The organism is Aurantiacibacter rhizosphaerae, assembly GCF_009807005.1.
GTDB lineage: Bacteria > Pseudomonadota > Alphaproteobacteria > Sphingomonadales > Sphingomonadaceae > Alteraurantiacibacter > Alteraurantiacibacter rhizosphaerae.
The window spans coordinates 222,792-248,589 of sequence record NZ_WUBR01000001.1; the positions used below are offsets into that span (position 1 = coordinate 222,792).

Annotated in this window: 17 protein-coding genes and 1 pseudogene; 7 read left to right on the plus strand and 11 right to left on the minus strand. The window is 63.3% G+C overall.

Annotated features, from left to right (window positions below; genetic code table 11):
• The first annotated feature begins 3 nt into the window (after nucleotides 1–3).
• Nucleotides 4–1,053: a tRNA epoxyqueuosine(34) reductase QueG gene (queG, locus tag GRF63_RS01135; RefSeq protein WP_160484183.1), complete on the plus strand. Its 1,050-nt coding sequence runs from the start codon at nucleotides 4–6 to the stop codon at nucleotides 1,051–1,053.
• On the opposite strand, the gene GRF63_RS01140 is transcribed toward queG, so the two are convergent.
• The 4 genes from GRF63_RS01140 to GRF63_RS01155 form a co-directional block, all read right to left on the minus strand.
• A complete protein-coding gene (locus GRF63_RS01140; RefSeq protein ID WP_160484184.1) occupies nucleotides 1,037–2,260 on the minus strand; it encodes an NAD(P)/FAD-dependent oxidoreductase in 1,224 nt (407 codons plus the stop codon). The genes queG and GRF63_RS01140 overlap by 17 nt on opposite strands.
• A 57-nt stretch (nucleotides 2,261–2,317) precedes the next feature.
• The gene (locus tag GRF63_RS01145) at nucleotides 2,318–7,060 is read right to left on the minus strand and encodes an NAD-glutamate dehydrogenase (protein ID WP_160484185.1); all 4,743 of its coding nucleotides are present in this window, start codon (nucleotides 7,058–7,060) and stop codon (nucleotides 2,318–2,320) included.
• 397 nt (nucleotides 7,061–7,457) lie between these two features.
• Nucleotides 7,458–8,441: an LLM class flavin-dependent oxidoreductase gene (locus GRF63_RS01150; protein ID WP_160484186.1), complete on the minus strand. Its 984-nt coding sequence runs from the start codon at nucleotides 8,439–8,441 to the stop codon at nucleotides 7,458–7,460.
• The gene (locus GRF63_RS01155; RefSeq protein WP_160484187.1) at nucleotides 8,438–9,166 is read right to left on the minus strand and encodes an alpha/beta fold hydrolase; all 729 of its coding nucleotides are present in this window, start codon (nucleotides 9,164–9,166) and stop codon (nucleotides 8,438–8,440) included. Before GRF63_RS01155 ends, GRF63_RS01150 begins: the two co-directional genes overlap by 4 nt.
• Nucleotides 9,167–9,248: 82 nt before the next feature.
• On the opposite strand from GRF63_RS01155, the gene thrS reads away from it, so the two are divergent.
• Together thrS and GRF63_RS01165 are read left to right on the plus strand one after the other, a co-directional pair.
• The gene (gene thrS / locus GRF63_RS01160) at nucleotides 9,249–11,264 is read left to right on the plus strand and encodes a threonine--tRNA ligase (RefSeq protein ID WP_160484188.1); all 2,016 of its coding nucleotides are present in this window, start codon (nucleotides 9,249–9,251) and stop codon (nucleotides 11,262–11,264) included.
• Between the two features lie 19 nt (nucleotides 11,265–11,283).
• A complete protein-coding gene (locus GRF63_RS01165; protein ID WP_160484189.1) occupies nucleotides 11,284–12,027 on the plus strand; it encodes a sulfite exporter TauE/SafE family protein in 744 nt (247 codons plus the stop codon).
• Nucleotides 12,028–12,078: 51 nt separating this feature from the next.
• Here GRF63_RS01165 and GRF63_RS01170 read toward each other — a convergent pair whose 3' ends face one another.
• The 5 genes and pseudogenes from GRF63_RS01170 to cysD form a co-directional block, all read right to left on the minus strand.
• Nucleotides 12,079–13,107, minus strand: coding sequence for a mannose-1-phosphate guanylyltransferase (locus GRF63_RS01170; RefSeq protein WP_160484190.1), 1,029 nt, complete (start codon nucleotides 13,105–13,107; stop codon nucleotides 12,079–12,081).
• 169 nt (nucleotides 13,108–13,276) lie between these two features.
• A complete protein-coding gene (locus GRF63_RS01175) occupies nucleotides 13,277–14,071 on the minus strand; it encodes a sulfite exporter TauE/SafE family protein (protein WP_160484191.1) in 795 nt (264 codons plus the stop codon).
• Between the two features lie 4 nt (nucleotides 14,072–14,075).
• The gene (locus GRF63_RS01180) at nucleotides 14,076–14,813 is read right to left on the minus strand and encodes a 3'(2'),5'-bisphosphate nucleotidase CysQ (protein ID WP_160484192.1); all 738 of its coding nucleotides are present in this window, start codon (nucleotides 14,811–14,813) and stop codon (nucleotides 14,076–14,078) included.
• 23 nt (nucleotides 14,814–14,836) lie between these two features.
• Entirely contained in the window at nucleotides 14,837–16,759 is a 1,923-nt protein-coding gene (cysN, locus tag GRF63_RS01185) for a sulfate adenylyltransferase subunit CysN (RefSeq protein ID WP_160484193.1), read from the minus strand.
• Nucleotides 16,759–17,694, minus strand: a pseudogene (cysD, locus tag GRF63_RS01190) (sulfate adenylyltransferase subunit CysD); the annotation flags it as partial. The gene cysN and the pseudogene cysD, both read right to left, overlap by 1 nt.
• Before the next feature lie 68 nt (nucleotides 17,695–17,762).
• On the opposite strand from cysD, the gene GRF63_RS01195 reads away from it, so the two are divergent.
• Nucleotides 17,763–18,917 carry a helix-turn-helix transcriptional regulator gene (locus GRF63_RS01195; protein WP_160484195.1) on the plus strand — a complete coding sequence of 385 codons (1,155 nt, stop codon included), beginning with the start codon at nucleotides 17,763–17,765 and terminating at the stop codon, nucleotides 18,915–18,917.
• 161 nt (nucleotides 18,918–19,078) lie between these two features.
• Here GRF63_RS01195 and GRF63_RS01200 read toward each other — a convergent pair whose 3' ends face one another.
• Both GRF63_RS01200 and GRF63_RS01205 read right to left on the minus strand, forming a co-directional pair.
• On the minus strand, nucleotides 19,079–20,059 hold the full coding sequence (locus GRF63_RS01200) for an agmatine deiminase family protein (protein ID WP_160484196.1): 981 nt from the start codon (nucleotides 20,057–20,059) through the stop codon (nucleotides 19,079–19,081).
• A gap of 4 nt (nucleotides 20,060–20,063) precedes the next feature.
• Entirely contained in the window at nucleotides 20,064–21,707 is a 1,644-nt protein-coding gene (locus tag GRF63_RS01205) for a M28 family metallopeptidase (RefSeq protein WP_160484197.1), read from the minus strand.
• A gap of 106 nt (nucleotides 21,708–21,813) precedes the next feature.
• On the opposite strand from GRF63_RS01205, the gene glnE reads away from it, so the two are divergent.
• Genes glnE through GRF63_RS01220 form a run of 3 tightly spaced genes read left to right on the plus strand, consistent with a single transcriptional unit; the run spans nucleotide 21,814 to nucleotide 25,760 of the window.
• A complete protein-coding gene (glnE, locus tag GRF63_RS01210) occupies nucleotides 21,814–24,477 on the plus strand; it encodes a bifunctional [glutamate--ammonia ligase]-adenylyl-L-tyrosine phosphorylase/[glutamate--ammonia-ligase] adenylyltransferase (protein ID WP_160484198.1) in 2,664 nt (887 codons plus the stop codon).
• A 3-nt stretch (nucleotides 24,478–24,480) separates the two neighbouring features.
• Entirely contained in the window at nucleotides 24,481–24,960 is a 480-nt protein-coding gene (locus GRF63_RS01215; protein WP_160484199.1) for a peroxiredoxin, read from the plus strand.
• Between the two features lie 11 nt (nucleotides 24,961–24,971).
• Nucleotides 24,972–25,760, plus strand: a complete 789-nt coding sequence (locus tag GRF63_RS01220; RefSeq protein ID WP_160484200.1) for a DUF455 family protein — start codon at nucleotides 24,972–24,974, stop codon at nucleotides 25,758–25,760.
• The last annotated feature ends 38 nt before the right edge of the window (nucleotides 25,761–25,798 follow it).

The following is a 25,798-nucleotide window of genomic DNA, read 5'->3' on the forward strand; positions in this document are numbered from 1 at the left end:
ATAATGGTTAACAAGGCCGAAACCCATTCGATTGAGAATGCGCTGAAGGCCAAGGCGCGCGAGCTGGGTTTTGCCGCCGTCGGCATCGCGCCCGCAGCCGATGATCCGCAGCAGGCGCGGCGGCTGCATGAATGGCTGGATGCAGGCTTTCACGGCGATATGGGCTGGATGCAGGACCGTGCCGATGTGCGCCAGGGGCCGCAAAGCATGTGGCCAGAGGCCCGCAGCGTGATCGCGCTGGGAATGAGCTACGCCCCCGATGCCGATCCGCTGGCGGATGGAGAGGCGAAGATTTCCGTCTATGCGCAGGGGCGCGATTATCACGACGTTGTGAAGAAGGCTCTGAAGGCGCTTGCCCGCTGGCTGGTGGAACAGCGGCCCGATACGCAGCTGAAAGTGTTCGTGGATACGGCGCCCGTGATGGAAAAGCCGCTGGGCGAACAGGCCGGGGTCGGCTGGCAGGGGAAGCACACCAATCTGGTTAGCCGCGATCACGGCAGCTGGCTGTTCCTCGGCGCCATATACACCACGCTGGAACTGGCGGCTGATGCGCCGCACGACGATCGCTGCGGATCATGCCGGGCGTGTCAGGATGCTTGCCCCACGAATGCCTTTCCCGAACCATACAGGTTAGATGCGCGGCGCTGCATTTCCTATCTTACCATCGAGCACAAGGGCCCGATACCGGAGGAGTTTCGCGAAGCCATCGGCACCCGCATCTATGGCTGTGACGATTGCCTGGCCGTGTGCCCGTGGAACAAGTTTGCGCAAACCGCCGCGCGCCATGCGAAATTCGCCCCGCGTGATGATCTGGTTGCGCCCCGGCTGAGAGAACTCCTGGCGCTGGACGATGCGGCATTCCGCGCCAAATTCTCCGGTTCGCCCATAAAAAGGGTGGGCCGGGATCGCTTCGTGCGAAATTGCCTGATCGCGGCGGGGAACAGCGGCGATGCGGCGCTGGTGCCGCAGGTAAAGGCTTTGGCCGAAGACCCCGATCCGGTGGTGGCAGAAGCGGCGCGCTGGGCGCTGACGCGGCTCAGCGCATCTCCTTGAGCGGGACCTCTTCGTTCATCAACAGCTCCGGGTCCACCTGCGCGCGGGCTTTCACCAGCTTGCCGCCCTGCACGTAATCCTTGGTGCGGTTCACCGCATCCACCGCGATCACCACGCCATCGCGCAAATAAATCACGGAAAAGCTCCGCTCTGCCGGATCGCCGCGCAGCACGGTGGTATCATGATCGACATTCAGCCCCGCGGTCTGCAATTTCAGGTCATACTGGTTGGACCAGAACCACGGCATCGCATCGTAGGGCTGCGGATCGCCGCAGATGGCCTTGGCCACGGTATTCGCCATGTCATTGGCGTTCTGCACGCTTTCCAGCCGCACCACCGCGCCATTGGCGTATGGATTGGCGTGGGCGGCACAATCGCCGATGGCGTAGACCTTCTCCAGGCTGGTGCGGCAAATGTCGGATACATCCACACCGTTTGCGCCCGCAGCACCTGCGGCCATCAGCGGGCCGACGGATGGCACGATGCCAATGCCCGCCACCACCGCATCGCAGGGGATCGTCTCTCCATTTGCCAGCGTTACGCCGGTAACGCGGGTTTCGCCTTCCAGCCGTTCGACATTGCAGCCCAGGCGCACGTCCACGCCCTGCCGCCGATGTTCCTCTGCAAAGAAGGTGGAAAGATCTTCCCCCGCAACGCGCGACAGCAGGCGATCCATCGATTCCACCAGCGTGACTTCGCAGCCCAGCTTGCGCAGCACCGCGGCGGCTTCCAGCCCGATATAGCCGCCGCCGATCACCACGAATTTCTTCGCGCCGCTTTCCAGATCGGCCATCAATTGCTTCACATCGCGCTGATCGCGCACGGCGTGAACGCCCTCCAGATGGGAGCCGGGGCAGGACATGCGCCGCGCATCGCCGCCGGCAGACCAGATCAGCCTGCCGTATCCAATGCGCTCTCCTGATGCCAGGTGCACTTCCTTGGCCTCTGGGTCGATCTTGCTGACCGTTTCGCCCAGCGTAAGGCCGATATTCTTGTCTTCCCAGAACTGCACCGGGCGGATCATGATGCGTTCGAAGGGCTTGTCTCCGGCCAGATATTCCTTCGACAGCGGGGGGCGCTCGTAGGGAGGCTTTGGATCGCGGCCGATCATCTGGATCGACCCTTCAAAGCCATTCTGGCGCAGGGCAATGGCCGCCTGCGCGCCTCCATGCCCCGTGCCCACGATCACTACATCATAGTTGCTCATACTGCGGAGCGATGACCACAATACCCCTATGCGTCAAGCGCAAGGCGACCGCGCGCATCACCCCTGCAGCAGGTTGCGCGCCTGACTGGCCACTTGTGCCAACATCGCAGGCGCGACGGGCGTTGCCGCCTGTGCACGCGCGATCATCCGGCGGAATTGCTTCACCGGCATCGCGTTTGCCTCTGCCCAATCATCGATCAGCGCCATTGGATCGCCAGCCGATTTGCCCCGCTTGCGAGCGAGGCCACGCAGGAATTCAAAGCGCATCGCCTGGAAATCGCGGGCAAGGCCAGCCACCAGCAGCCGTTCCCACGGATCCGATGGAGACATAATGGCCGCGCGCGATTGCGCCCAGTCGATGCCCAGCAGCGATCCCAGCTTGATGAAGGCATTGGCCAGTTCGATCGGCTGGGTATCCGTTTCCGCAGCAAGGCGAGCGATCCCGATGGCCCCGTCGATAGCGAACAATTGCGCCACCCTTGTGGCCAGCTTTTCCGGCGCGCCTTTTTCCACCATGCGCGCAGCGATGCCTTCCACGTGCCTGCGGGCCTCTTCACCCAGCAGCGTATCGACTTTGGCCGTAAGTTCTTCCACTGTGTCGCCCACTTCTTCGCGCAGGGCAGAAGGCGACATTGCGCCGCCGCCTGCACGCAGCAGGTCTGCGATATGGCCACGCAGCGCCAGTGCAGCCTGATCGAAGAGCATCAGGCGGGCCGTTTCCGGCATCTTCGTGGTATCCAGCGCGGCCCAGATTTCCTCCATGCCCAGAAGCTTGCTGGCAGCGACGAAGCCGCTGCCCACGGTATCCAGCCCGGCACCCTCTTCCTCAGCCAGTTCGAAGGGGTGCAGCATGCCCATGCGGTTCACGATCTGGTTGGCCACCACGGTGCCCACGATCTCGTTACGCAGGCGGTGATCCAGCAATTGGTTGCGGAAGTTTTCCTGCATCTGCGGCGGGAAATCGCCCAGCACCAGCTGGTCTGCCGCCTCGTCCTTCGCCAGCGGGCTGTCTTCAACGGCATCCTGCAACACCAGCTTGGAATGCGACAGCAGCACGGCGAGTTCGGGGCGGGTCAGGCCGCGCTCGTCTCCGGCGCGGCGCTTCAGGTCCTCGGCATCGCCAAGCCCTTCGTTATCGCGATCGAGGCCGCCCAACTCTTCCAGTGTTTCAATCAATCGCGCCTGCGCGCCAACCGTGCGGCTGCCGCCCTGCTCCGCGATGGACAGCGCCAGCGCCTGGAGCCGGTTATCCTCCAGCACCAGCTCGGCAACTTCCTCTGTCATGTCTTTCAGCAGGGCATTGCGCCGCTCTTCCGAAAGGCGACCGGCCTGCCGCGCGGCGGCCAGCGCGATCTTGATGTTCACCTCGTTATCAGAGCAATCGACACCGGCGGAATTGTCGATGAAATCGGTGTTGATCCGCCCGCCTGCCAGCGCAAATTCGATGCGCCCGGCCTGCGTCACGCCCAGATTGGCGCCTTCGCCCACCACCTTTGCGCGCAAATCCTCACCGTTTACGCGAAGCCCGTCATTCGCCGGGTCGCCCACATCTGCGTGGCTTTCGTTCGAAGATTTAATGTAGGTGCCGATGCCGCCAAACCAGATAAGGTCATTGGGGCTTTTCAGGATTGCGGAGATCAGGCTCTCGGGGTCCAGCCCGCCATCCTTCACATCGTCTTCCGCAATTCCCAGCGCGGTGAGAGCAGCCTTGGAAAGCGAAATCCGCTTCATGGTGCGCGGGAATACGCCGCCGCCCTTGGAAATCAGTTTCTCGTTATATTCGGCCCAGTTGGACCGTTCCATCTCGAACAATCGCTTGCGCTCTTTCCAGCTGGCGGCCGGATCGGGATCGGGATCGATGAAGATGTGGCGATGATCGAATGCGGCGATCAGCTTTATGGATTTGGACAGCAGCATGCCGTTGCCGAACACATCGCCCGACATATCGCCGCAGCCCACCACGCGCACGGGATCGGTCTGCACGTCCACGCCCATTTCCAGGAAGTGGCGCTGCACGGAAATCCACGCGCCCTTGGCGGTGATGCCCATTTCCTTGTGGTCGTATCCGTTGGAGCCGCCGCTGGCGAAGGCATCGCCCAGCCAGAAATCCTGCTCCATTGCGATGGCATTCGCCGTGTCGGAGAAGGTGGCCGTGCCCTTGTCCGCGGCAACCACGAAATAGGGATCGTCGCCATCGTGGATCACCACGTCCTGCGGGTGGATCACCTTGTCACCTTCGTAATTGTCGGTGATGGACAGCAGGCTGCGGATATAGAGCTTGTAGCTTTCCTTGCCTTCCGTGAACCACGCATCGCGGTCCACCGCGGGGTTGGGCAGGCGCTTGGGATAAAAGCCGCCCTTCGCGCCGGTTGGCACGATCACGGCGTTCTTCACCTTCTGCGCTTTCATCAGGCCCAGCACTTCGGTGCGGAAATCATCGCGACGGTCTGACCAGCGGATGCCGCCGCGCGCCACCGGTCCGGCGCGCAGGTGCACGCCTTCCACGCGGCGCGAATAGACGAAGATCTCGCGCCACGGCACGGGCTTTGGCAGGCCGGGCACCTGCGAAGAATCGAATTTGAAGGCCAGAGCCTCTGCCGCGAAGGGTGCAAAGGCGTTGGTGCGCAGGATGGCGCGCATGGTGATCCAATAGAGGCGCAGGATACGGTCATCATTGATGGCCGTCACTTCACCAAGACCGGCGCGGATTGCATCGTCCAGCGCCTTGGTCGCCTTGTCACGGTCACCCTTGGCGGCGGGATCGTGCAGCGCGGTGAACAGGTCGATCAGGCCGCGCGTCACCTTGGGCGCACCGGCCAGCGCATCGACAACGGTATAGATGGTGAAGGCGATATTGGCCTGCCGCAAATAGCGGTAGAAGGCGCGCAGCCAGTCCGTTTCCTTGGCCACCAGGCCGGACACGATCACCAGCCGGTTAAACACATCGTCCTCCGCCCGCTCGTTCAGCACGGCGGAGATGGCTTCCTCGATCTCGGTCGCGCGTTGCAGCACCTCGTCATGCATCATGCCCGTGGGCAGGGCGACGGTGAAATCGTGGATCGTGCCGGCGTCCTCCCCCTGCAGGCGGGATGGAATTTCGGACAAAACGCGGAAGCCGAAGTTTTCCAGCGCGGGCACCGCGTCAGAAAGCGGCAGGCTGCCGTGGTGCTGATACACCTTCAGCCGCAGCAGATCGTCGCCATCGGCATCGGAGTGATACAGGCGAACGTCGCGGCCTTCCTCGCTGTCTTCCGCATTGGCGGCAAGCTGGCGCAGGCGGGCGATATCGGCGGCTGCTTCGCTTGCGCTGTAGGTGTTGCGATAGAAAGTGGGGAAGCTATCGGCATAGCGCACGGCCAGCGCGGCGGCGCGGCTTGGCTCCTCGCTCTGCAACAGGGCATCCTCCACCGCATCGGGCCAGCCGCGCAACATTTCGCCAAGGGCTGCATCCACGGCGGCGGAATCGGCGGTGGTGCTCTTGCCGCGGAAATCCATGACATAGCGCAGCAGGGCAAGGTTGCCGCCCTCCACCATCAGGCTCCAGTCCAAGGTGGTGGCGCCGGTCTGCGTCTCCAGCATGTCCTGCACCTGCAGGCGCACGGCGGTGGAGAGCATATCGCGCGGCAGCCAGACGAAGCCGAACACATGGCGGCCAAGCGGCGCTGTTACCAATGTGGCGCGCGGGCGCGGACGGTCCGCCAGCCCCATCATGGCGGTGGCGACGCGGGTGATATCATCGTCGGAAAAGCTGATGATCACATCATGCGGCAGCGCGGTAAGCGCATGGACCAAAGATTTGTAATCATGGCTGCCGGGTTCGAAATCCAGCCGATCCATGATAATCTTCAACTGCTGGCGCAGCACGGGCACGCTGTCGGGCGAGGCGACCAGTGCCGCGCTTGTCCAGATGCCGGCATGCACGCTGAGCGCCTCGACGCGGCCCTTCTCCACCAGTGGCACGATGAAGATATCCAGCGGCACGCGGCGATGCACCTTGGACAGGCGATTGGCCTTGATGATCAGCGGCGCGCGGCCCTTGTGGCTCCCCGTGCCTTCGCCATCACCATCGAACCAGGCGAAGGCCTTGTCGAAGGCATCGTCTGCCAGCAGATCAGGCGTGGAGCGGCGGCAGATGCCGAGCGCGTCGGTCGTCTTGCCATCGCGGGTGCGGGTGACATGGCCCAGCAGGGTCATCATGCCATCGCCCAGCCAGCGCAGCAGCGCCGCGCCTTCGGCATCGGGCAGGCGATCCGCATCGGCGGCCATCGTATCGCGCATGTGGGACCAATCGGCCACGGTGGCGCGCACATCCAGGATGGCGGCCCTTAGTTCAGCCTCAAGCTCGCGGCGTTCCTTGGCATCGACGCGCGCGGTCTCGATATAGACCCAGCTTTCCTTCTTTTCGCCGGTGGCGTCGCCCTCCGGCACGTCCACCAGCGCATCGTCGCGTCGGCGCACGGGCAGGATGGGATGAACCAACACATCGATTGCCAGCCCGCGCGCGGCCATGGCAGCGGCAATGGAATCCACCAGGAAAGACATGTCCTTATTGATGATGGCGATGCGCATGTAACGCCTGCCATCCGCTTCGGAGCGGATCAGGATGGCCGGATTGCCGTCTTCCCGCGTGCGCGCGGCTTCCACCACGAAGGCAGCCGCTTCATCCAGGCGGGCCCCGTCCAGCAGCTTTTCACCGGGCAACAGGGAATCGCTGATCCTGTCTTTCAGCACGGCGGCGAAGCCCTGCTCCTGCTTGGTCAGTTCCTTGAAAGCCGCGGATTTGCTGCCAGTTTTCGCCATGCTTGTATTCTCCTCTAGAGCAGCGGTCCCACACCTGGCCCCGCGACTCCCTCTTCCAGCGTTATCGCATACCGGAAGTTCCCGCGCGCCTCTAACCTTGTGAATGCGGGGATGGAAGAATTTTGTTACATCGGTAACTATTTGTGTTTCATGCGCCGACCTCCGTCGGCGCGTCCTCGGTGCTGTTCGCTCCGCTTCGCTGCGCGGCACCTGCGGGCTGCGCATTCGCGCGCTGTCGGTCGCTGGTCGCGACCGATATGCTGCCGAATTTAACACACCGCGCAGGACACGGTCCGCGCCTAGCGGACCGCAAGGCCGACTGGCCGCCCGCAGCGGGCGCAGCTTGCTGCGCATCTAGCGAGGACGAAGCCGCGGAGGCGGCTTCGCAAAACAAACATTACCCCGCCACCGCCTCTGCAACCAACTTCAACGATTCCCGCCGTGCTGCCGGATCATGCGTTGCGCCTGACACGATAATCTCGTCCGCTTTCGTGCGATCGACGAAGCGCCCGATGGCCTCGCGCACGGTGGCGGGCGAGCCGACGGCCTTGGCCACGTCCAGGCTTTCCATCATGGCGCGGGCCTGCGGCGGCAGCGTGTCGCGGTAATTGGGAATGGGCGGCGGCAGCTTGCCCGGATCGCCGCTGCGCAGGCGCACGAAGGCTTGCTCCTGACTGCTGGCGAGGGTCTTCGCCTCCTCGTCCGTCTCGGCGCACATCACGCTCATCGCGGCCATGACATGCGGCTTTTCCAGCGCGGCGGAGGGGCGGAAATCCTGTCGGTAGATGCGCAGCGCCTCGTCCAGATGCATGGGCGCGAAATGGCTGGCGAAGGCGTAGGGCAGGCCCAGCTTTGCCGCCAGCTGCGCGCCGAACAGGCTGGAGCCCAGCATCCACATCTCCACATTCGCACCCAGGCCCGGCGTGGCGGTAATCGGCAGGTCCACATCGCCGGTCAGCAATGCGCGCAGTTCCACCACGTCCTGCGGGAAATATTCCGCCGCGCGCTGCAAATCCTTGCGTAGGGCCTGCGCGATAATCGGTGCCGAACCGGGCGCGCGGCCAAGGCCCAGGTCCACGCGGCCCGGAAAGAGTGCATCCAACGCGCCGAACTGTTCGGCGATCACGAAGGGGTTGTGATTGGGCAGCATGATGCCGCCCGAACCGATGCGGATGGTGCTGGTGACATGGCCGATATGGCTGATGATCACGGCAGCCGGGCCGCCCGCGATGCCTTCGCTGGCGTGATGCTCTGCCACCCAGAACCGCTTGTAGCCTGCTGCTTCTGCCGCCTGCGCCAGCTGGCCGGCCTCTGCAATCGCTTCTGAAACATTGCTGCCTTCGCGGATGGGCACAAGGTCGAGTACGGACAGGTCTATCATAGAATTTCCATCGTTTGCAGGAGCAGGGCAATATCGCCCTCGCGGCTAAGCCTGTGATCGCCGCCCTTGATCAGCGTTACCTGCACATCCGTGCTGGTGAGCGCGCGGGCAAGGCGCAGGGATGTTTCGGGCGGCACATCGGTATCATCCTGCCCGTGTATCAGGCGCACCGGCGCATCGATGCCAATTGCGCCATCCAGCAGCCTGTTCGCCTCCGCATCCTTCCAGAACAGGGCGTGAGTGGGCGTTGGATCATAGCCGTAATTGTTTTCACGATAGATGGTGGTGCCCGCGCGCAGGCTTTCCTTTTGCGTATCGGTGAAGCCCCAGTCGGAAAAATCGGGAGCAGAGGCGATGCCGATCAGCGCGTGCAGCCTTTCACCCAGCGCCATGCCCACCAGCAGCATCAGCCATCCACCCATGGAGGAGCCGATGATCAGCACCTTGTCGCTCGTCACCTTCGCATCAATCAGGGACAGCACTTCGTCCCGCCACTGGCTGAGCGAGCCATCGGCAAAATCGCCGTCGCTCTCACCGCAGCCCGAATAATCCAGCAGCAGGCATTCGCGCCCCTGTTCCACGCATCGGTCGAACACGGCGGTCGCCTTGCCACCTGCCATGTCCGACATGTAGCCGGGCAGGAAGATTACCGCCGGCCCGCTGCCTGCATTGTGGCGATAGGCGATCCGCTGGCCGCCCGTTTCGTGAAACTGCGTGGTCATCATCTAAGAATGGGCGCGAAAAGCGTCGCTACAAGGTGCATTGCAGACTTGGCGCACGGCCCCATCCGCACTAGGTGGCATTGCCATGACCGAATTAGTCCAGATCAGCCTTCCCGATGGTTCCAAGCGCGCGATGGAGCCGGGCAGCACACCCGGCGATGTTGCCGCCGCCATCGGCCCCGGCCTTGCCAAGGCCGCCCTCGCCGCGCGCGTGAACGGAGAGGTGCGCGACCTCAACCGCCCGTTCGATTGCGACAGCGAGCTGGAACTCATCACCGCGCGTGACGAGGATGATGCGCTGGAACTGGCGCGCCACGATTATGCGCACGTGCTGGCAGAGGCGGTGCAGTCGCTGTGGCCGGGCACGCAGATCACCTTCGGCCCGGCAACGGACGATGGCTTTTATTATGATGTGAAAGCGCCCGACAATCGCCCCCCCTTCTCCATGGACGACCTGCCCCAGATCGAGGAGCGGATGCGCGAGATCATCAAGGCGGACAAGCCCTTGGTGCGCGAGGCGTGGAGCCGCGAGCAGCTGATCGAAAAATGGGAAGCCGAGGGCGAGAGCTTCAAGGCCGAATGGGCGAAGGAACTGCCAGAGGACGAGGAACTGACCGTCTACTGGTCGGGCGAACCCAATTCCGACGGCGCGTGGCTGGATATGTGCCGCGGCCCGCATCTGCCCAGCACCGGCAGGCTGGACCCGCAGGCTTTCAAGCTGATGCGCGTTGCAGGCGCATACTGGCGCGGTGACCAGAACAACGCGCAGCTGACGCGCATTTACGGCACTGGCTGGCTGAACAAGAAGCAGCTGAACGCTCACCTCACCCGGCTGGAGGAAGCCGCCAAGCGCGATCATCGCAAGCTGGGCCGCGAGATGGACCTGTTCCACCTGCAGGAAGAGGCGCACGGCAGCGTGTTCTGGCATCCCAATGGCTACAAGATCTGGCGCGAGCTGGAAGCCTACATGCGCCGCAAGATGGATGGCGCGGAATATCGCGAGATCAAGACGCCGCAGGTGATGGACGCGCGCCAGTGGGAGCAGAGCGGCCACTGGGGCAAGTACCGCGAAAACATGTTCGTGATCCCTGACGAGACTCCGAACACCGAGGACGAGGGCGAGCTGGTGTCCAAGGATGCCGACTGGATGGCGCTGAAGCCGATGAACTGCCCGGCGCATGTGCTGGTGTTCAAACAGGGCATCACGTCCTACCGCGACCTGCCGATCCGCCTTGGCGAGATGGGCTGCTGCCACCGCAACGAACCCCACGGCGCGCTGCACGGACTGATGCGCGTGCGCCAGTTCACCCAGGACGACGCGCACATCTTCTGCACCGAGAAACAGGTGGTGGAGGAAGTGCGGTCCTTCATCGAACTGGCCGACAGCGTCTACAAGGATTTCGGCTTCACCTATGCCATCAAGCTGGCGCTGCGCCCCGAACAGCGATTCGGCAGCGATTCCGACTGGGACAAGGCCGAGCAGGAAATGCGCGACGCCGTGGCCGAGGCCGGGATGATGAACGAGGAATACGGCTGGGAAGAACTGCCCGGCGAAGGCGCATTCTACGCGCCCAAGCTGGAATGGCACCTGACCGATGCCATCGGCCGCACCTGGCAGGTGGGCACGATCCAGGGTGATCGCGTGCTGCCCGAACGCCTCGATGCGACATATATCGGCGAGGATGGCGACAAGCACCGCCCCGTGATGCTGCACCGCGCGATTTTCGGCTCGTACGAACGCTTTATCGGCATCCTGATCGAGCATTTCGCCGGGCGCCTGCCTGTGTGGCTGGCCCCGGTGCAGGCGGTGGTGGCCACCATCACCTCCGATGCGGATGGGTATGGCGAGGACGTGATCGCCAAGCTGAAAGCAGCGGGCATTCGCGTGGAAGGCGATCTTCGCAACGAGAAGATCAACTACAAGGTGCGCGAACATTCGCTGGCCAAGGTTCCGCATATGCTGGTGGTGGGCAAGCGGGAGGCCGAGGAAGGCACCGTTGCCATGCGCACGCTGGGTGAGAAGGAGCAGAAGTTCCTCTCTCTGGATGAAGCTATCGCGTTCCTGAAATCCGAGGCGACGCCGCCGGATTTGCGCGACTAGGCGCGGGCGCGGCTGGCTCTTGGAATTTCTCGCCGGATTCAGCGCGCTCCAGATTACGGTCGCCGCCATCGCCACGCTGGGAGCGGCCTTCATTCGCGGGCTGACCGGCTTTGGCTTTGGCATATTGCTGGTGCCGGTTCTGGCGCTGGCAATTACGCCGGTGGAGGCGGTGCTGGCGCTGAACATCATGGCCGGGCTGCTGGCCCTGAGCGAGATCCGTTATGTGCTGCGGGAGGCGGAACGATCCGCGCTGACGATTGGCGCGCTGGTGTTGCTGGCCACTTTGCCGGGGTTCATGCTGCTGGATGCAACGCCGCCCGCCATCGCCCGCCTGCTGATCGCGCTGGTTGCATTGTCCGCCTTCGTCGCCGTGCTGCTGCCGCGCCGCGGTGCGCATCTGCCGGGGCGGCTGACGACCGGGCTGACGGGTATCTCCGCCGGATTGCTGACGGGCTTTGCCGCCATGCCGGGGCCGCCCGTGGTCCCCTATTACGTGGGCCGCGATATCCCGCGCACCACGGCCAAGGCGAGCATGATCGGCATTTTCGGCGTGGCGGCGATGGCCGGTATCGGTTCAGGCGCGGTGGTGGGCGTGCTGCAATGGCGGATCGTAATCCTTGGCCTTGCGCTGTTTCCGCTGGTGATGCTGGGCAACTGGCTGGGTTCGCTGGCCTTTGGCAGGGTGGGTGACAAGGCGTGGCGCATATTCGTGGGCGTGGTGCTTGCGGCAGCGGCCGGTGCCGCGCTTTTCAAATTGTTGTAGCCCGGTTCGATCAGGCTGGCTGGCACCCTGGCTGGCACGTTGGCGTGGAGCCTACTGGTTTTCGGCCCCCGGCAATTTCCCCACCTTTCGCGCACCATCCATTGTGGTGACGAGAATATCGTCACCGTCTACCACGATCACCACATCCTTCAGGCCGATGGCGGAAACCCTTGGCCCATCGCTGTCGACATACACGTTCTCGCAATCCACAAGATCGGCATCGCCGCGCACGAGATTTCCGGCATGATCGGCTTCCTGCTCATCATACAGCGCCTTCCAGTTGCCGATGTCAGACCAGCCCATGTCGGCGGTGACCGTGGCGGCCTTCTGAGTTTTTTCCATCACGGCGTAATCGATCGAATCGCCTTCGATCTTCAGAAAGGGTTCGGCAGCCGGGTAGAAAAGATTTCCATCTTCGCGCCCTTCGGAAACGGCCTGTTCCACCAGGCTGACGATGTCTGGCCGGAACCGACGCAATTCATCCATGTAGGCGCCGGCTTTGAAAACGAAGATCCCGCCATTCCAGCTGAAATCGCCTTCAGCCAGAAAGGCCTTCGCCCGTTCAAGATCCGGCTTCTCGACAAAGCGTTTCACCTTATGGCCATGCGCAATTTCATTACCGTGCTGGATATAGCCAAAGCCTGTTTCCGGCGCAGTGGGGCGGATCCCTATGGCCACGAGTTGACCCTCGCCGGCGATCTTCGCTGCCGAGACGATTGCCGCGCGAAAAGCTTCTGTATCCTGGATATGATGGTCGCTTGAGCAGATAAGCATCATCGCATCTTCAGGCTGGCGCGCAGCCGCCAGGGCGATCGCAGGGGCGGTGTTCCTGGCACCAGGTTCCACGATAACTGATCCGCCATCGGACAATTGCGCGCGGATGTGCTCGATATGCGCCTCCCCCGCCACAACTAGCGGCGGCGCAAACATGGCTTTGTCAGCACAACGGGCCAGCGTGGCCTTGAACAGGGTGCTGTCACCCAGAAGAGGCAGGAACGGCTTGGGCTTTGCCTTGCGGCTGCGTGGCCACAGGCGGGTGCCATTCCCCCCGCACATTACCATCGGAACAATCTTTGTCATGGCTGCTCTCCATCCATGTGACGTCCGGCCACTAGGCAGACCGATCCTGCCTGAAAACCAATTTCGTCGATATTGGCTGCCAAAGCGCACTCGCCCGGCATAATCGTGTTTCCATTAACTTGTATGAATCCATTCGCCGCGCCGGGTGCATTTCAGATGGATTCCAGAACTAGGAACTCAGCATCTTGATGGCGGATACAGCCAGCATTGCGGCCAGGGCATAGCGCACGAGATTTTCGTTTATGAAACCACCAACCAGGGAGCCGACGACAATTCCCGGGATGGAACCGATCAACAGGCTTGCCAGAAGCCAACCATCCACATTGCCCAGAAAACTGTGCCCGGTGGCGGCGACAATCGTAAGCGGCACGGCATGCATGATATCGGTGCCGACGATCGACTTGGTGCTCAATCGTAGCGGATAAAGCATCGCCAGCAACACCGCCACCAGCGCCCCTGCACCGACGGAGGTGAGCGTCACCAGCCCGCCGATCACCGCGCCGCCCGCCACTGTCAGAACAAGCTGTTGCGATCGCATTCCCGGACCAATCCGATCTTTCAGCCTGCGCAGACCGGGCTGAATATGCGGTTTCAGCAGCATGAGGACGGACGTCAGCAGCAATGCCGCGCCCAAAAGATGCAGCAGGAAGGCGCTTTCCAGCCTTCCGTCCTGCATCAGCCACAGCCACAGCAAGGTGAGAACGGCAACCGGGATACTGCCTGCGGCCAGCCTGCGGACCAGGTGCCAGTCCACGGATCCGAGGCGATGATGAACGCCGCCGCCTATCGATTTCGTGATGGCGGCAAACCAGAGATCCGTGCCCACCGCAACGGCGGGATTGATGCCAAACAGCAGGATCAGGATGGGGGACATCAGCGACCCGCCGCCCACGCCGGTAAGGCCGACCAGAAAACTGACCAGGAGCCCCGCCAGGGAGTAGCCCAGGTCTATACCGCCCAGCATTGGGTCAGCCCGTGGCCAGATCCTTCACTTCGGCCAGCACCTTTTCCGCCCATTCGGGGCGGCAGATCAGCAGATCGGGCATATAGGTATCGCGCTGGTTGTAGATGAGCGGCGAGCCATCGATACGCGAGCAGTGCAGGCCGTGTGCGGCCGCGACTGCGGCGGGCGCGCAGCTATCCCATTCGAACTGGCCGCCCGAATGCAGATAGATTTCCGCTTCGCCCCGCACCACGGCCATGGCCTTGGCCCCCGCACTGCCCATGCCCACCAGCTCTCCGCCGATGCGTTCTGCGACGGCCACGGCTTCGGCAGCGGGCCGCGTGCGGCTGACGACGAGGCGGGGTTTTTCTGCCGCAGCGCCCAGCGGGCCGGGCTGATCCGTGCGCAACACCTTGCCAAGGCCCGGCAGCGCGACAGCGCCGATTTCGGGCTTGCCGTCGATTGCCAGCGCGACATGCACGGCCCAGTCGCTGCGCTCCTCGCCATATTCGCGCGTGCCATCCACGGGATCGACGATCCACACACGCTCCTTCGACAGGCGTTCTTCGGTGTCCTTGCTTTCCTCGCTCAGCAACCCGTCATCGGGGCGCTGCGCGCGGATGGCGTGGACCAGGAACTGGTTCGCAGTCTCGTCCCCCGCCTTGCCCAGTGCTTTCCCCTCGAACATGCCGGAGGCGCGCACTTCAAGCAGGATACGACCGGCACATTCGGCCAGATGGGCGGCAAGTTCGGCGTCTGTCATTGCAGATGTCATGGGTGCAATACTCACTTAAGGGGCAGGATTTGCTGAATGATGTAATCGGCGGCCTCTTCCGGCGTCATCTCCACCGTGTTGACGGTGATTTCCGGGTTTTCGGGCGCCTCATAAGGACTGTCGATGCCGGTGAAGTTCTTCAGCTGTCCGCTGCGCGCCTTTTTATAGAGGCCCTTCACATCGCGTTCTTCCGCCACTTCCAGCGGCGTATCCACGAACACCTCGATGAATTCGTGATCCTCCAGCATGGATCGCACCATCTGCCGCTCGGCACGGAAGGGGCTGATGAAGGCGGTGAGGACGATCAGGCCGGCATCGGTCATCAACCGGGCCACCTCGCCCACGCGGCGGATATTCTCGATCCGGTCCGCCTCGGTAAAGCCAAGGTCCTTGTTCAGGCCGTGGCGCACATTGTCGCCATCCAGCAGGAAGGTGTGGCGGTTCATCAAGGCCAGCTTTTTCTCCACCTCGTTGGCGATGGTGGATTTGCCAGAGCCGGAGAGGCCGGTGAACCAAAGCACGCGCGGCGTCTGGTTCTTCATGCCCGCGTGATGTTCGCGGGTGATGTCCGTCGCCTGCCAATGCACGTTCTGGCTGCGGCGCAGGCTGAAGTTCAGCATGCCTGCGGCGACGGTAGCATTGGTGATCTTGTCCACCAGGATGAAGCCGCCCATGGTGCGGTTATCGGCATAGGGTTCGAACACCAGCGGCTTGTCCGAATAGACTTCCGCCACGCCGATATCATTCAGCGACAGGGTCTTTGCCGCCAGCTCGTCCATGGTGTTCACATCGACGCGGTACTTGGGCTGCTGCACCGTGGCAGACACGGTCTGCGTGCCCAGCTTCAGCCAGTAGCCACGGCCGACATGCATGTCCTCGTCATTCAGCCAGACCAGCGTGGCCTCGAACTGGTCGGCGGTTTCTGGCGGATTGTCGGCCACGCACAGCACATCGCCGCGCGAGCAATCGATCTCGTCTTCCAGCGTGATAGTGACGGACTGTCCCGCCTGCGCCTCGTCCAGTTCGCCATCGAAGGTGACGATGCTCTTCACCGTGCTCGTCTTGCCAGATGGCAGCGCGCGCACTGTATCGCCGGGCTTTACCTGCCCGCTGGCGATCAGGCCGGAGAAGCCACGGAAATCCAGGTTCGGGCGGTTCACCCACTGCACCGGCATGCGGAACGGCTTGTCCGCCGCCACGTCAGACAGCACTTCCACGCCTTCCAGGTGATCGACAAGGCTTGGCCCGTCATACCACGGGGTATTCTCGCTGGAGGCGGCGGTGATGTTGTCGCCCTTGAACCCGCTGATGGGCATGGCGGTGAAGCTCTCGATGCCGATTTCCTCGGCAAAGGCGGAATATTCGGCCACGATCTTGTCAAACGTGGCCTGATCGTAATCCACCAGGTCCATCTTGTTCACGGCCAGCACGATATTCTTGATGCCGATGAGGTGGCACAGATACGAATGGCGGCGCGTCTGCACCAGCACGCCCTTGCGCGCATCCACCAGGATCACGGCGAGATCGGCGGTGGAGGCGCCTGTCACCATGTTGCGGGTGTATTGTTCGTGGCCGGGGCAATCGGCGACGATGAACTTGCGCTTTTCAGTGTTGAAGAAGCGATAGGCCACATCGATGGTGATGCCCTGTTCGCGTTCTGCGGCCAAGCCATCCACCAGCAGGGCGAAGTCGATTTCCTGCCCCTGAGTGCCCACCTTCTTGCTGTCGCTGCTCAGCGCTTCCAACTGATCTTCGAAGATCATCTTGGAATCGTACAGCAAGCGCCCGATCAGCGTGCTCTTGCCATCGTCCACGCTGCCGCAGGTGATGAAGCGCAGCATGGTCTTGTGCTGGTGGGTTTCCAGATAGCTATCGATATCCTCTGCGATCAGGGCATCGGTCCGGTAGACGGAATCGGTCGTTTGTTCGGTCATCAGAAATACCCCTCCTGCTTCTTCTTCTCCATGCCAGCGCCGCCGGCATCCTTGTCGATCACGCGGCCCTGGCGTTCGCTGGTGGTGGTGAGCAGGGTTTCCTGGATCACTTCGGAAAGGGTGGACGCCTCGCTTTCAACAGCGCCCGTCAGCGGGAAGCAGCCCAGCGTGCGGAAGCGAACGGAGCGGGTGGTGATTTCGGGCTTCTCGCCCATCACCTCTTCCAGCCGCTCGATATCGTCGGCCATGAACAATCCGCCTTCGTAGATGAAGGTGGGACGCGGCGCGGAGAAATAGAGGGGGACGATCTCGATATTCTCAAGCTGGATATATTGCCACACGTCCAGCTCGGTCCAGTTGGAGATGGGGAAGACGCGGATGCTCTCCCCCTTCTTCTTTTTCGCGTTGTAGAGGTTCCACAGTTCCGGGCGCTGGTTCTTCGGGTCCCACCCGTGGCTGGCCGTGCGGAAGGAGAACACGCGCTCCTTCGCGCGGCTCTTTTCCTCGTCACGCCGCGCGCCGCCGAATGCTGCATCGAAGCCGTAATGGTTTAGCGCCTGCTTCAGCCCTTCGGTCTTCCACATATCGGTGTGCAGCGGGCCGTGATCGAAGGGGTTGATGCCGCGCTCTTTCGCCTCAGGGTTCTGGTAGACCAGCAGTTCCATGCCCGCATCCTGCGCGGCCTTTTCGCGCAGCTCGTACATCGCCTTGAACTTCCAGGTGGTGTCGACATGCAGCAGCGGGAATGGCGGGGGCGAGGGGTAGAATGCCTTCTTGGCAAGGTGCAGCATCACCGCGCTGTCCTTCCCCACGGAATACAGCATCACGGGCTTTTCAGCCTCTGCCGCCACTTCGCGGATGATATGGATCGCCTCTGCTTCAAGGCGCTGGAGATGGGTGAGCGTCGCGGTCATTTGGCAAACTTTCGTATTTCTTCGACTCGCCTCATAGGCAGATCTACGGGGCTTTGACTTCCCATATGGGAGGTATAAACAAAGTAGTCATGCGAGTACCCAATCTTGGTGAGACGGAATTGTTGGTCCCCCTGCACGAAGGCATGTTCGAAATGCCCATGTGGGACACGTTCCTCAAAAGGCTGAAGCAGGTAACCGCCTGCGACAGCGCCAGCCTGCTGATCCACGCGCCCGATGCCGTTTCCGCTATCCAGCTTTCCGCAGGCTCCGCCACGCCCGCGCCAGGCTTGCAACAGCTGTTCGATGCGCGCCTCGATTCGGGACGGGATTCGGGACGGGATTCGGGACAAGATGCGGGACGGGGTGGGGCAGAACCGATGCGCGCGCGATCCATGCGCGAAGGGCGCGTCTATAGCCTGGCGGAGCTGCTGGACTTGGGGGAGGAGCAGCGCGATTTTGCGCGCAAGGTGCTGGATCCGCTGGACCTGCGGCATATGCGATCGGTGCGGCTGGGCGATCCCAGCGGCCTTGATGCCTGGCTGGTGCTGACATCGGCGGAGGAGATTGCCCCGTCCGCCAGCGCATTGCTGACCGCGCTCCTGCCGCATATGCGGGTGGCGCTGCGCGTGCTGGCCCGGCTGGAGCAGGAGAAGGCGCGCGCATCGATGACGGCGGGCGCGTTCAGCCACATCGATTTCGGCTGGATCGCGGTGGACCGGCGGTGCCGCGTGGTGGATATGGATGAACAGGCGCAGCGCTTCCTCAGCCGGTCCGCCGCGCTGCGGCAGGGGCCCTATGGCAGGCTGACCCCGCTATCGCCCGCGATTGACCGGCAATTGACGATACTGGTGAAATCCTTTGCGGAAAAGCCCGACGCCCGGCCGCGCGCGGTCAACCTCAGTCAGGACCCGTGGATCGACATTCTCGTCTCACCCGTGCGGGTCACGTCGCTGTCAGTCGGGGGGAAGGCGGTGGCCGTGGTGTATTTCCGCGGCGATCAAAGCTCTTCGGCAGACAGGTGCCAGCAATTGATCGACATGTTCAAGCTGACGCAGAGCGAGGCGCGCTTTGCATGGTCCATCGCGCAGGGCATCTCGATTGCCGACGCCGCCGAAAAACACGGCCTGACGATCGAGACCGCGCGCAATTATTCAAAGAAGATCTACGCCAAGACGGGTGCGCGCGGCCAGGTGGATTTCATGCGCCGCGTGCTGACCAGCGTGGTGGCCATCACGGTGCACTAAATTGTAAGCAAACCTCAGGCGGCGAGGATAAGGGCCAGCCCGCAGCCGCACACGATAATGCTGCGCATCAGATCCATCGGATCGGAGAGCGTTTCGCGTGTCAGGGCAAATGCGTGGGCCATGTTCAGCAGACTAGGCGCCAAATCCTAACAAATTGTTAATTAAGCCATAGGGACATGCTGGCTGGCGCAATGGAAGCTGCCGCCGCCCGTCAGCACGGCATCCGCACGCAGGCCCACTGCTACGCGTCCGGGGAAGAGATCGCTCACGGCGGCCACGGCATCATCATCATGCGTGCTGCCATAGGTGGGCACTACCACCACATCATTGCAAATGGCAAAGTTCATGTAGCTGGCAGGCTCTGCCTCGTCGCCTTCGCCCATCCAGCCGGGGGAGGGGATGTCACGCACCTCCAGCCCGAAATCCTGCGCGCGGGCGCGAGCGTCTTCATATACGGAAGTGTTGGGATCGTCAGCCGAAGTGGCGCGGGGAATGGCGATAACCCCTTCGCCCACCATGCGCGCCAGATTATCGACATGGCCATCGGTGTGATCGCCCGCCAGCCCATCACCCAGCCACAAGATACGATCGAAGCCGAGATCGCGCTGCAAATTGGCCCAGATATCCTCGCGGGTAAGCGAGGGGTTGCGATTGGGGTTCAGCAGGCATTGCTCCGTCGTCACCACCAGCCCGGTGCCGTCGCTCTCCACCGCGCCGCCTTCCAGTATCCAGTCGGCGCGTGAATAGGACAGGCCGCCCGCTTCGGCCAGCGAAGGTCCGGTATCCTGGTCCCCCTCCAGCAGGTACTTGCCGCCCCAGCCGTTGAAGCCGAAGCCCTGCGCGCGGCGCTGGCCATCGGGGCCGAGCACGGTCAGCGGGCCGGTGTCGCGGATCCAGATGTCGCCATAGGGGTGTCGCTCAAATTTCACCGCACCCGAAACAAGGTCTTTCGCGCGCATTTCGGCGGTCGCATCGCGCACCACCAGCCGCACCTGCTGCCCGGTTTCGGCAACGGCATTGGCGAAGGCTGCCATCTGCTCCTGCGCAGGGGAGAGGTTCTCCTCCCACAAGTCGCCATGGGCGGGGAAGCCGATCCAGATCCAGTCCTGCTTCGCCCATTCGGCGGGCATACGAAATGTCATGTGGTCAGCAGCCTTCTTCACTTGCAGCACAGCTTGCCTGACGCACGGCGCGGAATTCGTCACCCTCGTTCCATTCGGGCCAGTCGGTGGTGCTGCCCAACGCGCGGGCGAGGCGGTAATAGAGGTCCAGATCCTGCATCAGGCCGGACCAGTCCCAGTTCTCGTCATATTCATCGTCGGGCGCGTGATAGGCGCTGGCGCGGTATTCGGCTTCCAGGGCCTCCCCGCGCGCAGTGCCGCCGTCCACGAGGTCCAGCCCCGATTTCACATAGAACATCGGCACGCCGCGCTTCACCAGCGGGAAGTGGTCGGATCGGTAGTAATAGCCAGCTTCGGGTGCGGGATCGGGCGAGGCGGTGCGCCCCTGTGCCGCCAATGCGGCAGCGAGGTAATCGTCAAGCTCGCTTTTGCCGCCGCCGCGCACGTTTACATCGCGCGTCTCGCCGCGAACGGCGATGCCATCCATGTTGATGCCGCCCACCGTCTGGCTGAGCGGGTAGACCGGGTTGGCGGCATAATATTCCGCGCCCAGCAGGCCCGATTCCTCCGCCGTCACGGCCAGGAACACCAGGCTGCGATCCAGCGGAGGCGATTGGTGCTGCGCCTGCGCCAGGGCGACCAGCGCAGCGGTGCCCGTCGCGTTGTCGACCGCGCCGTTGCAGATATCATCGCCCGCATCATTGGGAATGCAGCGGCCAAGGTGATCCCAATGCGCGGTGTGCAGCACGATCTCGTCAGGCCGCGTGGCCCCCGGCAGAATGCCGATCACATTGTTGGAGGTGTAGCGGCGGGATGAATTGGTGAAGCTGGTGGCAACGGGCATACCGAGCGAAACCGCCTTGAAACCGGGCTGGCTGGCGGCTTGCACCATTGCGCCAAGGTCCATGCCTGCCGCCTGGAATATCGCGGCGGCGGTGTCGTTCGATACCCAGCCGTTCATCGCCGTCTGGTCCGATCCGTCGCCGCCGGTATCGGTATAGGCCTGCGCGCCGGTCCAGCTGCCTTCCACCACGTTCCAGCCGTAGCTGGCGGCGAAATCCTCATGCACGATCAGCGCGGCGGTGGCGCCCTGCCGCGCGGCTTCCTCGTATTTGTAGGTCCAGCGTCCGTAATAGGTCATCGCGCGGCCGTTGAAGGGGCCTTCCAGCGTGTCCTCCGCGAAATCCGCGTCGTTGATGAGGATCAGCGCGGTCTTGCCCGTCATGTCCACGCCGGCATAATCGTTCCAGCCGCGTTCGGGCGCGTTGATGCCGTATCCCACGAACACCAGCTCACTATCCGCGATGGTGGTGGCGGGTACCTGCCGATAGCTTACGCCGACCCAGTCCTTGCCATGCTCGAACGAAAGATCGCCCACGGTCAGCGGGGCGAAATCGCTGCCGGTGATTTCCACCAGCGGCACCTTTTGCAAATAGCTGTCGCCATTGCCCGGCTGCAGGCCTGCGGCGGCGAATTGCTGCACCAGATAGTCTACCGTCTTCTGTCCGCCGGGTGTGCCTGGCTTGCGCCCTTCGAACGCATCGGAAGACAGGGTGCGCACGTTTTCCTGCACGGTTTCCAGCGATATCGGGGCTGTCGGCGTGCCGGCAGGAACGGTGGCGCATGCGGCCAGCGAGAGCACTGCAAGCGGGCTTGTGAAACGGAGCATCTATTTCCTTTCAGGCGAAATCATTGCCCATGTGGCATTGGCGCAGCGCCGGAGCAAGCATCACGGGGCTTGAAGCAGGCAAGGCACGAGGGCAGGAGCCGTAGCGATGACATTTGACTGGCAATCCGCCCTGAATCGCGCCCGCGCGCACTCGCCCTTTCTGAAACGCGCGATGGAAAGCCGCGCCGAACTCGTATCGCTGATGGGCGATGGCAAGGGGGCAGAGGCGCTGGCGCTGGCAAAGGGCGCGGGGGAGGGGATCGAGGATACCGGCGTGGCCCTGCGGCGCGAGCGGCTGTCGCTGGCATTGGTGCTGGCGGTGGGCGATCTTGCCGGGGCGTTTGACCTCGACATGGTGATGGCAGAGCTTTCCGGCTTTGCCGACCGCGCGCTGGATGCAGCGATGCTGGCCGTGGTGCAGCGCCGGGTGGAGGGCGCGGACACCAGCGGCTTTTCCGCGCTGGCGCTGGGCAAGCAGGGCGCGGGCGAGCTCAATTATTCGTCCGACATCGATCCCATCCTGCTGTTCGATCCCGCACGGCTGGCCCGGCGGGAGCGGGACGAGCCGGCGGAGGCCGCGCAGCGCTATGCCCGGCAATTGGTGGAGCTGCTGGGGCAGCGCACGGGAGAGGGTTATGTGCTGCGGGTTGACCTGCGCCTGCGCCCGGCCAGCGAGGTGTCGCCGCTCGCCATCCCATTCAACGCGGCCATCTCTCATTACGAAAGCAGCGCGCTGGCGTGGGAACGGGCCGCCTTCATCCGCGCGCGCGCTGCGGCGGGTGATGTGGCGGCGGGGGAGCATTTCCTCGATGAAATCCGGTCCTTCGTGTGGCGCAAGAGCCTGGATTTCACCGCTATCGAGGAAGTGCGCCGCCTGACCATGCGCATCCGCGAGGCTTACGAGGGCACGCGCGAGGTTGGCCCCGGCTTCGATATCAAGAAGGGTCGCGGCGGCATTCGCGAGATCGAGTTCTTCGCCCAGACGCACCAGCTGATCTACGGCGGCCGCAATCCCGCCCTGCGGCGGCGCGGCACGCGTGCGGCGCTGGATGCCTTGGCCGAGGCGGAGATTATCGCCAGCGAGGATGCCCGCGTGCTGGGTGAAAGCTACGATGCCCTGCGCATCATCGAACACCGCCTGCAAATGGTGGACGACCGGCAGACCCATTCCCTGCCCGACACCGCGGAAAAGCTGGACAATGTCGCGCAATTGCACGGCCTGCCCGATGGGCCTGCGCTGGTGCAGCATGTGCACGCCATTTGCGAACGCGTGGCCGCGCGATACGACGATTTGCTGGGAGAGGACGAGGAGCAGACCTCCACCAGCGTCACCGTGCCGGCCGAGCTGCGCGAACGCTTCGATGCGCGCACACAGCATTGGCGCGGTTCGCTGCGGGCGCTGCGTTCGGAAGAGGCGCGCATGGCTTTCGATGCGATCAGCGACGATCTACTGTCGGCGCTGGCCGGGGCGCCCGATCCAGATCACGCGATGACGCGGTGGGAAACGCTGCTGGAACGCCTGCCCACCGCCATCAACCTGTTCCGCCTGTTCGAACAGCGCCCCGGCCTGCTGGACCGGGTGCTGCGCATTCTCACGCTGGCGCGCCCGCTGGCCGATGCGCTGGCGCGGCGTCCTGAACTGCTGGATGCGCTGATCGATCCCAATGCGCTGGACCTGCCCGGCCCGGTGGGCACGCTGGCCCAGCGCATGCAGGCGAGCGAGGACAGCGATTACGAATCGCGGCTGGACCGGCTGCGGCAGGTGGTGGGGGAGGAACGCTTCGCCCTTGGCGCGCAGATGGTGGAATGCCGCCACGATCCGCTGAACATCGCCGAAGGCCTGTGCCGCGTGGCGGAGGCTGCGGTGCAGACAGGCGCAGATGCCGCCATCGCCGATTTTCGCGCCAAGCACGGAGAGATCCCCGGCAGCGAGCTGGTGATCCTGGGCCTTGGCCGATTGGGCGGCGGTGCGCTGACCCATGCGTCAGACCTCGACGTGGTGTTCCTGTTTACCGATCCTGAGAAGAGCGGCGTTGAATCGGACGGCGATCGCCCCTTGTCGGTGACGCTGTATTACAATCGCCTCGCCACCCGCGTCACCGCCGCGCTCAGCGTGCCCACGGCAGAAGGAGCCTTGTATGAGATCGATACGCGGCTGCGCCCGCAGGGGAAGCAGGGTCCGCTGGCGGTGGGGTTTGAATCCTTCCAGCGTTACCAGCGCGAATCGGCCTGGACGTGGGAGCATATGGCGCTGGCCAGAGCCCGCCCGATTTACGGCAGCGATGAAGCGCGCGACAGATTGTCCGGCCTGATCCGCGATGTCCTGTGCGAAACGCGCGATCCGCAGGTGCTGAAGCAGGACGTGCTGCATATGCGCGGAGAGATGCTGAAGGCAAAGCCGCCGCGCGGCCCGCTGGATGTAAAGCTGATGCGCGGCGGATTGGTGGATTCCGAATTTCTCGTCCACTACCTGCAATTGCGGGAAGGGCTGGGCTTCAACCCCGCGATGGAAAAGGCGATTGCCACGCTGGCAGAACACGATCTGCTGCCGCAGGATTATGCCGGCCACCACCTTGCCATCACCCGCTACCTTGTGGCCGTGCGCCTGTTCGCGCCCGATGGTACGGAACCCGCGCCCGCCACGCGCGCCGTGCTGGCGCAGGCCTGCGGAGAAGACAGTTACGAGGCCCTGTTGCAATCGCTGGCGCAGGCACGCCAGGGCATTGCCGCGCAATGGGCCAGGCATCTTGGCGAAACACTGGAGATTTAAGACATGAGCGAGCAGCAATTACCGGGCGAAGGCGACATGATGCCGGACGTGGCGATGGAAGGCGCCGATGGCGCGGCCATCAAACCGTCGGACTATCGCGGGCAGAAACTGGTGCTGTTCTTCTACCCCAAGGACATGACGCCGGGCTGCACCACCGAAAGCGTGGAATTCAGCGCGGCAAAACCGGAGTTCGAGGCGGCAGGCACCGCCGTGGTGGGCGTATCCAAAGACCCCTACGCCCGGCATGAGAAGTTCATCGCCAAGCACGACCTTGCCGTGCCCCTTGCTTCAGACCCGCAGGAGGATGGGCTGGCCGATGCGCTGGGCATCTGGACCGAAAAGAAGATGTACGGAAAAACCTTCATGGGCATGGTGCGCACCACGTTTCTGGTGGATACCGAAGGCCGCATCGCGCGCGTCTGGCGCAAGGTGAAGGTGAAGGGGCACGTGGACGAAGTGCTGGCAGCCGCCCAAGCTTTGTAGAGCCCACCCGCGTGGCTGACCTTTCTGAGGCAATCCGTACTGCCCTGCTGACAGGCGACAAGCGCGCCAAGGTAATGGCCACGCGCGCGCTGGTGCGTGACTGGCGCAAGGGCAGGCTGCCCGGCGGCTTTACCGTCAGTATGCCTGATAGCCCGGCATGGCCGGATGGGCTGGAGGTGTTGCCGCCGGGCCGGATGCCAAAACGCGGGAAGGGCGGCAATGCGCGCAATCGCATCGCCTTGTGGCACAGCCTTGCGCATATAGAATTCGTCGCCATCGATCTGGCGCTGGATATCGTGGGCCGCTTTGGCGCCGAGATGGGCGATGCCTTCATCGCCGATTTTCTTGGCGTTGCGGCGGATGAGGCGATGCATTTCGCGCTGATCGATCGCCACCTTGCCACCATGGGGGCAGGCTATGGCGATCTGCCGGTGCATGACGGGCTTTGGCAATCGGCGATGGATACAGCGCATGATGCAGCGGCGCGGCTGGCCATCGTGCCCATGGTGCTGGAAGCGCGCGGACTGGACGTAACGCCCGCCACGCTGAACCGGGTACGATCGCAGGGCGATTCGCGCGGTGCGGCGATTCTCCAGCGAGTCCTTGACGACGAAATCCGCCACGTTTCTGCGGGCGCAAGCCATTTTACGAAGGTGTGCGTGCAGCGCGGCATAGAGCCGAAAAACCACTGGAAAAGGTTAGTAAAAACTTACTTTCGGGGGGTGCTGAAACCACCGTTCAACGACTCGGCGCGTCTTGCAGCCGGTCTGTCGCGCGATCTCTACGCTGGTATTGCGTAGTTAAGGAATCCCATCATACCTCACAATTATCGAGACGG

What these genes read in the sequence shown, in the direction of transcription:
- GRF63_RS01170 (WP_160484190.1), bottom strand. Translation starts at nt 13,107, where the DNA reads ATGACAAAGATTGTTCCGATGGTAATGTGCGGGGGGAATGGCACCCGC.
- queG (WP_160484183.1), top strand. Translation starts at nt 4, where the DNA reads ATGGTTAACAAGGCCGAAACCCATTCGATTGAGAATGCGCTGAAGGCC.
- GRF63_RS01145 (WP_160484185.1), bottom strand. Translation starts at nt 7,060, where the DNA reads ATGGCGAAAACTGGCAGCAAATCCGCGGCTTTCAAGGAACTGACCAAG.
- GRF63_RS01155 (WP_160484187.1), bottom strand. Translation starts at nt 9,166, where the DNA reads ATGATGACCACGCAGTTTCACGAAACGGGCGGCCAGCGGATCGCCTAT.
- GRF63_RS01195 (WP_160484195.1), top strand. Translation starts at nt 17,763, where the DNA reads ATGCGAGTACCCAATCTTGGTGAGACGGAATTGTTGGTCCCCCTGCAC.
- GRF63_RS01150 (WP_160484186.1), bottom strand. Translation starts at nt 8,441, where the DNA reads ATGATAGACCTGTCCGTACTCGACCTTGTGCCCATCCGCGAAGGCAGC.
- GRF63_RS01200 (WP_160484196.1), bottom strand. Translation starts at nt 20,059, where the DNA reads ATGACATTTCGTATGCCCGCCGAATGGGCGAAGCAGGACTGGATCTGG.
- GRF63_RS01215 (WP_160484199.1), top strand. Translation starts at nt 24,481, where the DNA reads ATGAGCGAGCAGCAATTACCGGGCGAAGGCGACATGATGCCGGACGTG.
- GRF63_RS01140 (WP_160484184.1), bottom strand. Translation starts at nt 2,260, where the DNA reads ATGAGCAACTATGATGTAGTGATCGTGGGCACGGGGCATGGAGGCGCG.
- GRF63_RS01205 (WP_160484197.1), bottom strand. Translation starts at nt 21,707, where the DNA reads ATGCTCCGTTTCACAAGCCCGCTTGCAGTGCTCTCGCTGGCCGCATGC.
- thrS (WP_160484188.1), top strand. Translation starts at nt 9,249, where the DNA reads ATGACCGAATTAGTCCAGATCAGCCTTCCCGATGGTTCCAAGCGCGCG.
- GRF63_RS01180 (WP_160484192.1), bottom strand. Translation starts at nt 14,813, where the DNA reads ATGACAGACGCCGAACTTGCCGCCCATCTGGCCGAATGTGCCGGTCGT.
- GRF63_RS01175 (WP_160484191.1), bottom strand. Translation starts at nt 14,071, where the DNA reads ATGCTGGGCGGTATAGACCTGGGCTACTCCCTGGCGGGGCTCCTGGTC.
- glnE (WP_160484198.1), top strand. Translation starts at nt 21,814, where the DNA reads ATGACATTTGACTGGCAATCCGCCCTGAATCGCGCCCGCGCGCACTCG.
- cysN (WP_160484193.1), bottom strand. Translation starts at nt 16,759, where the DNA reads ATGACCGAACAAACGACCGATTCCGTCTACCGGACCGATGCCCTGATC.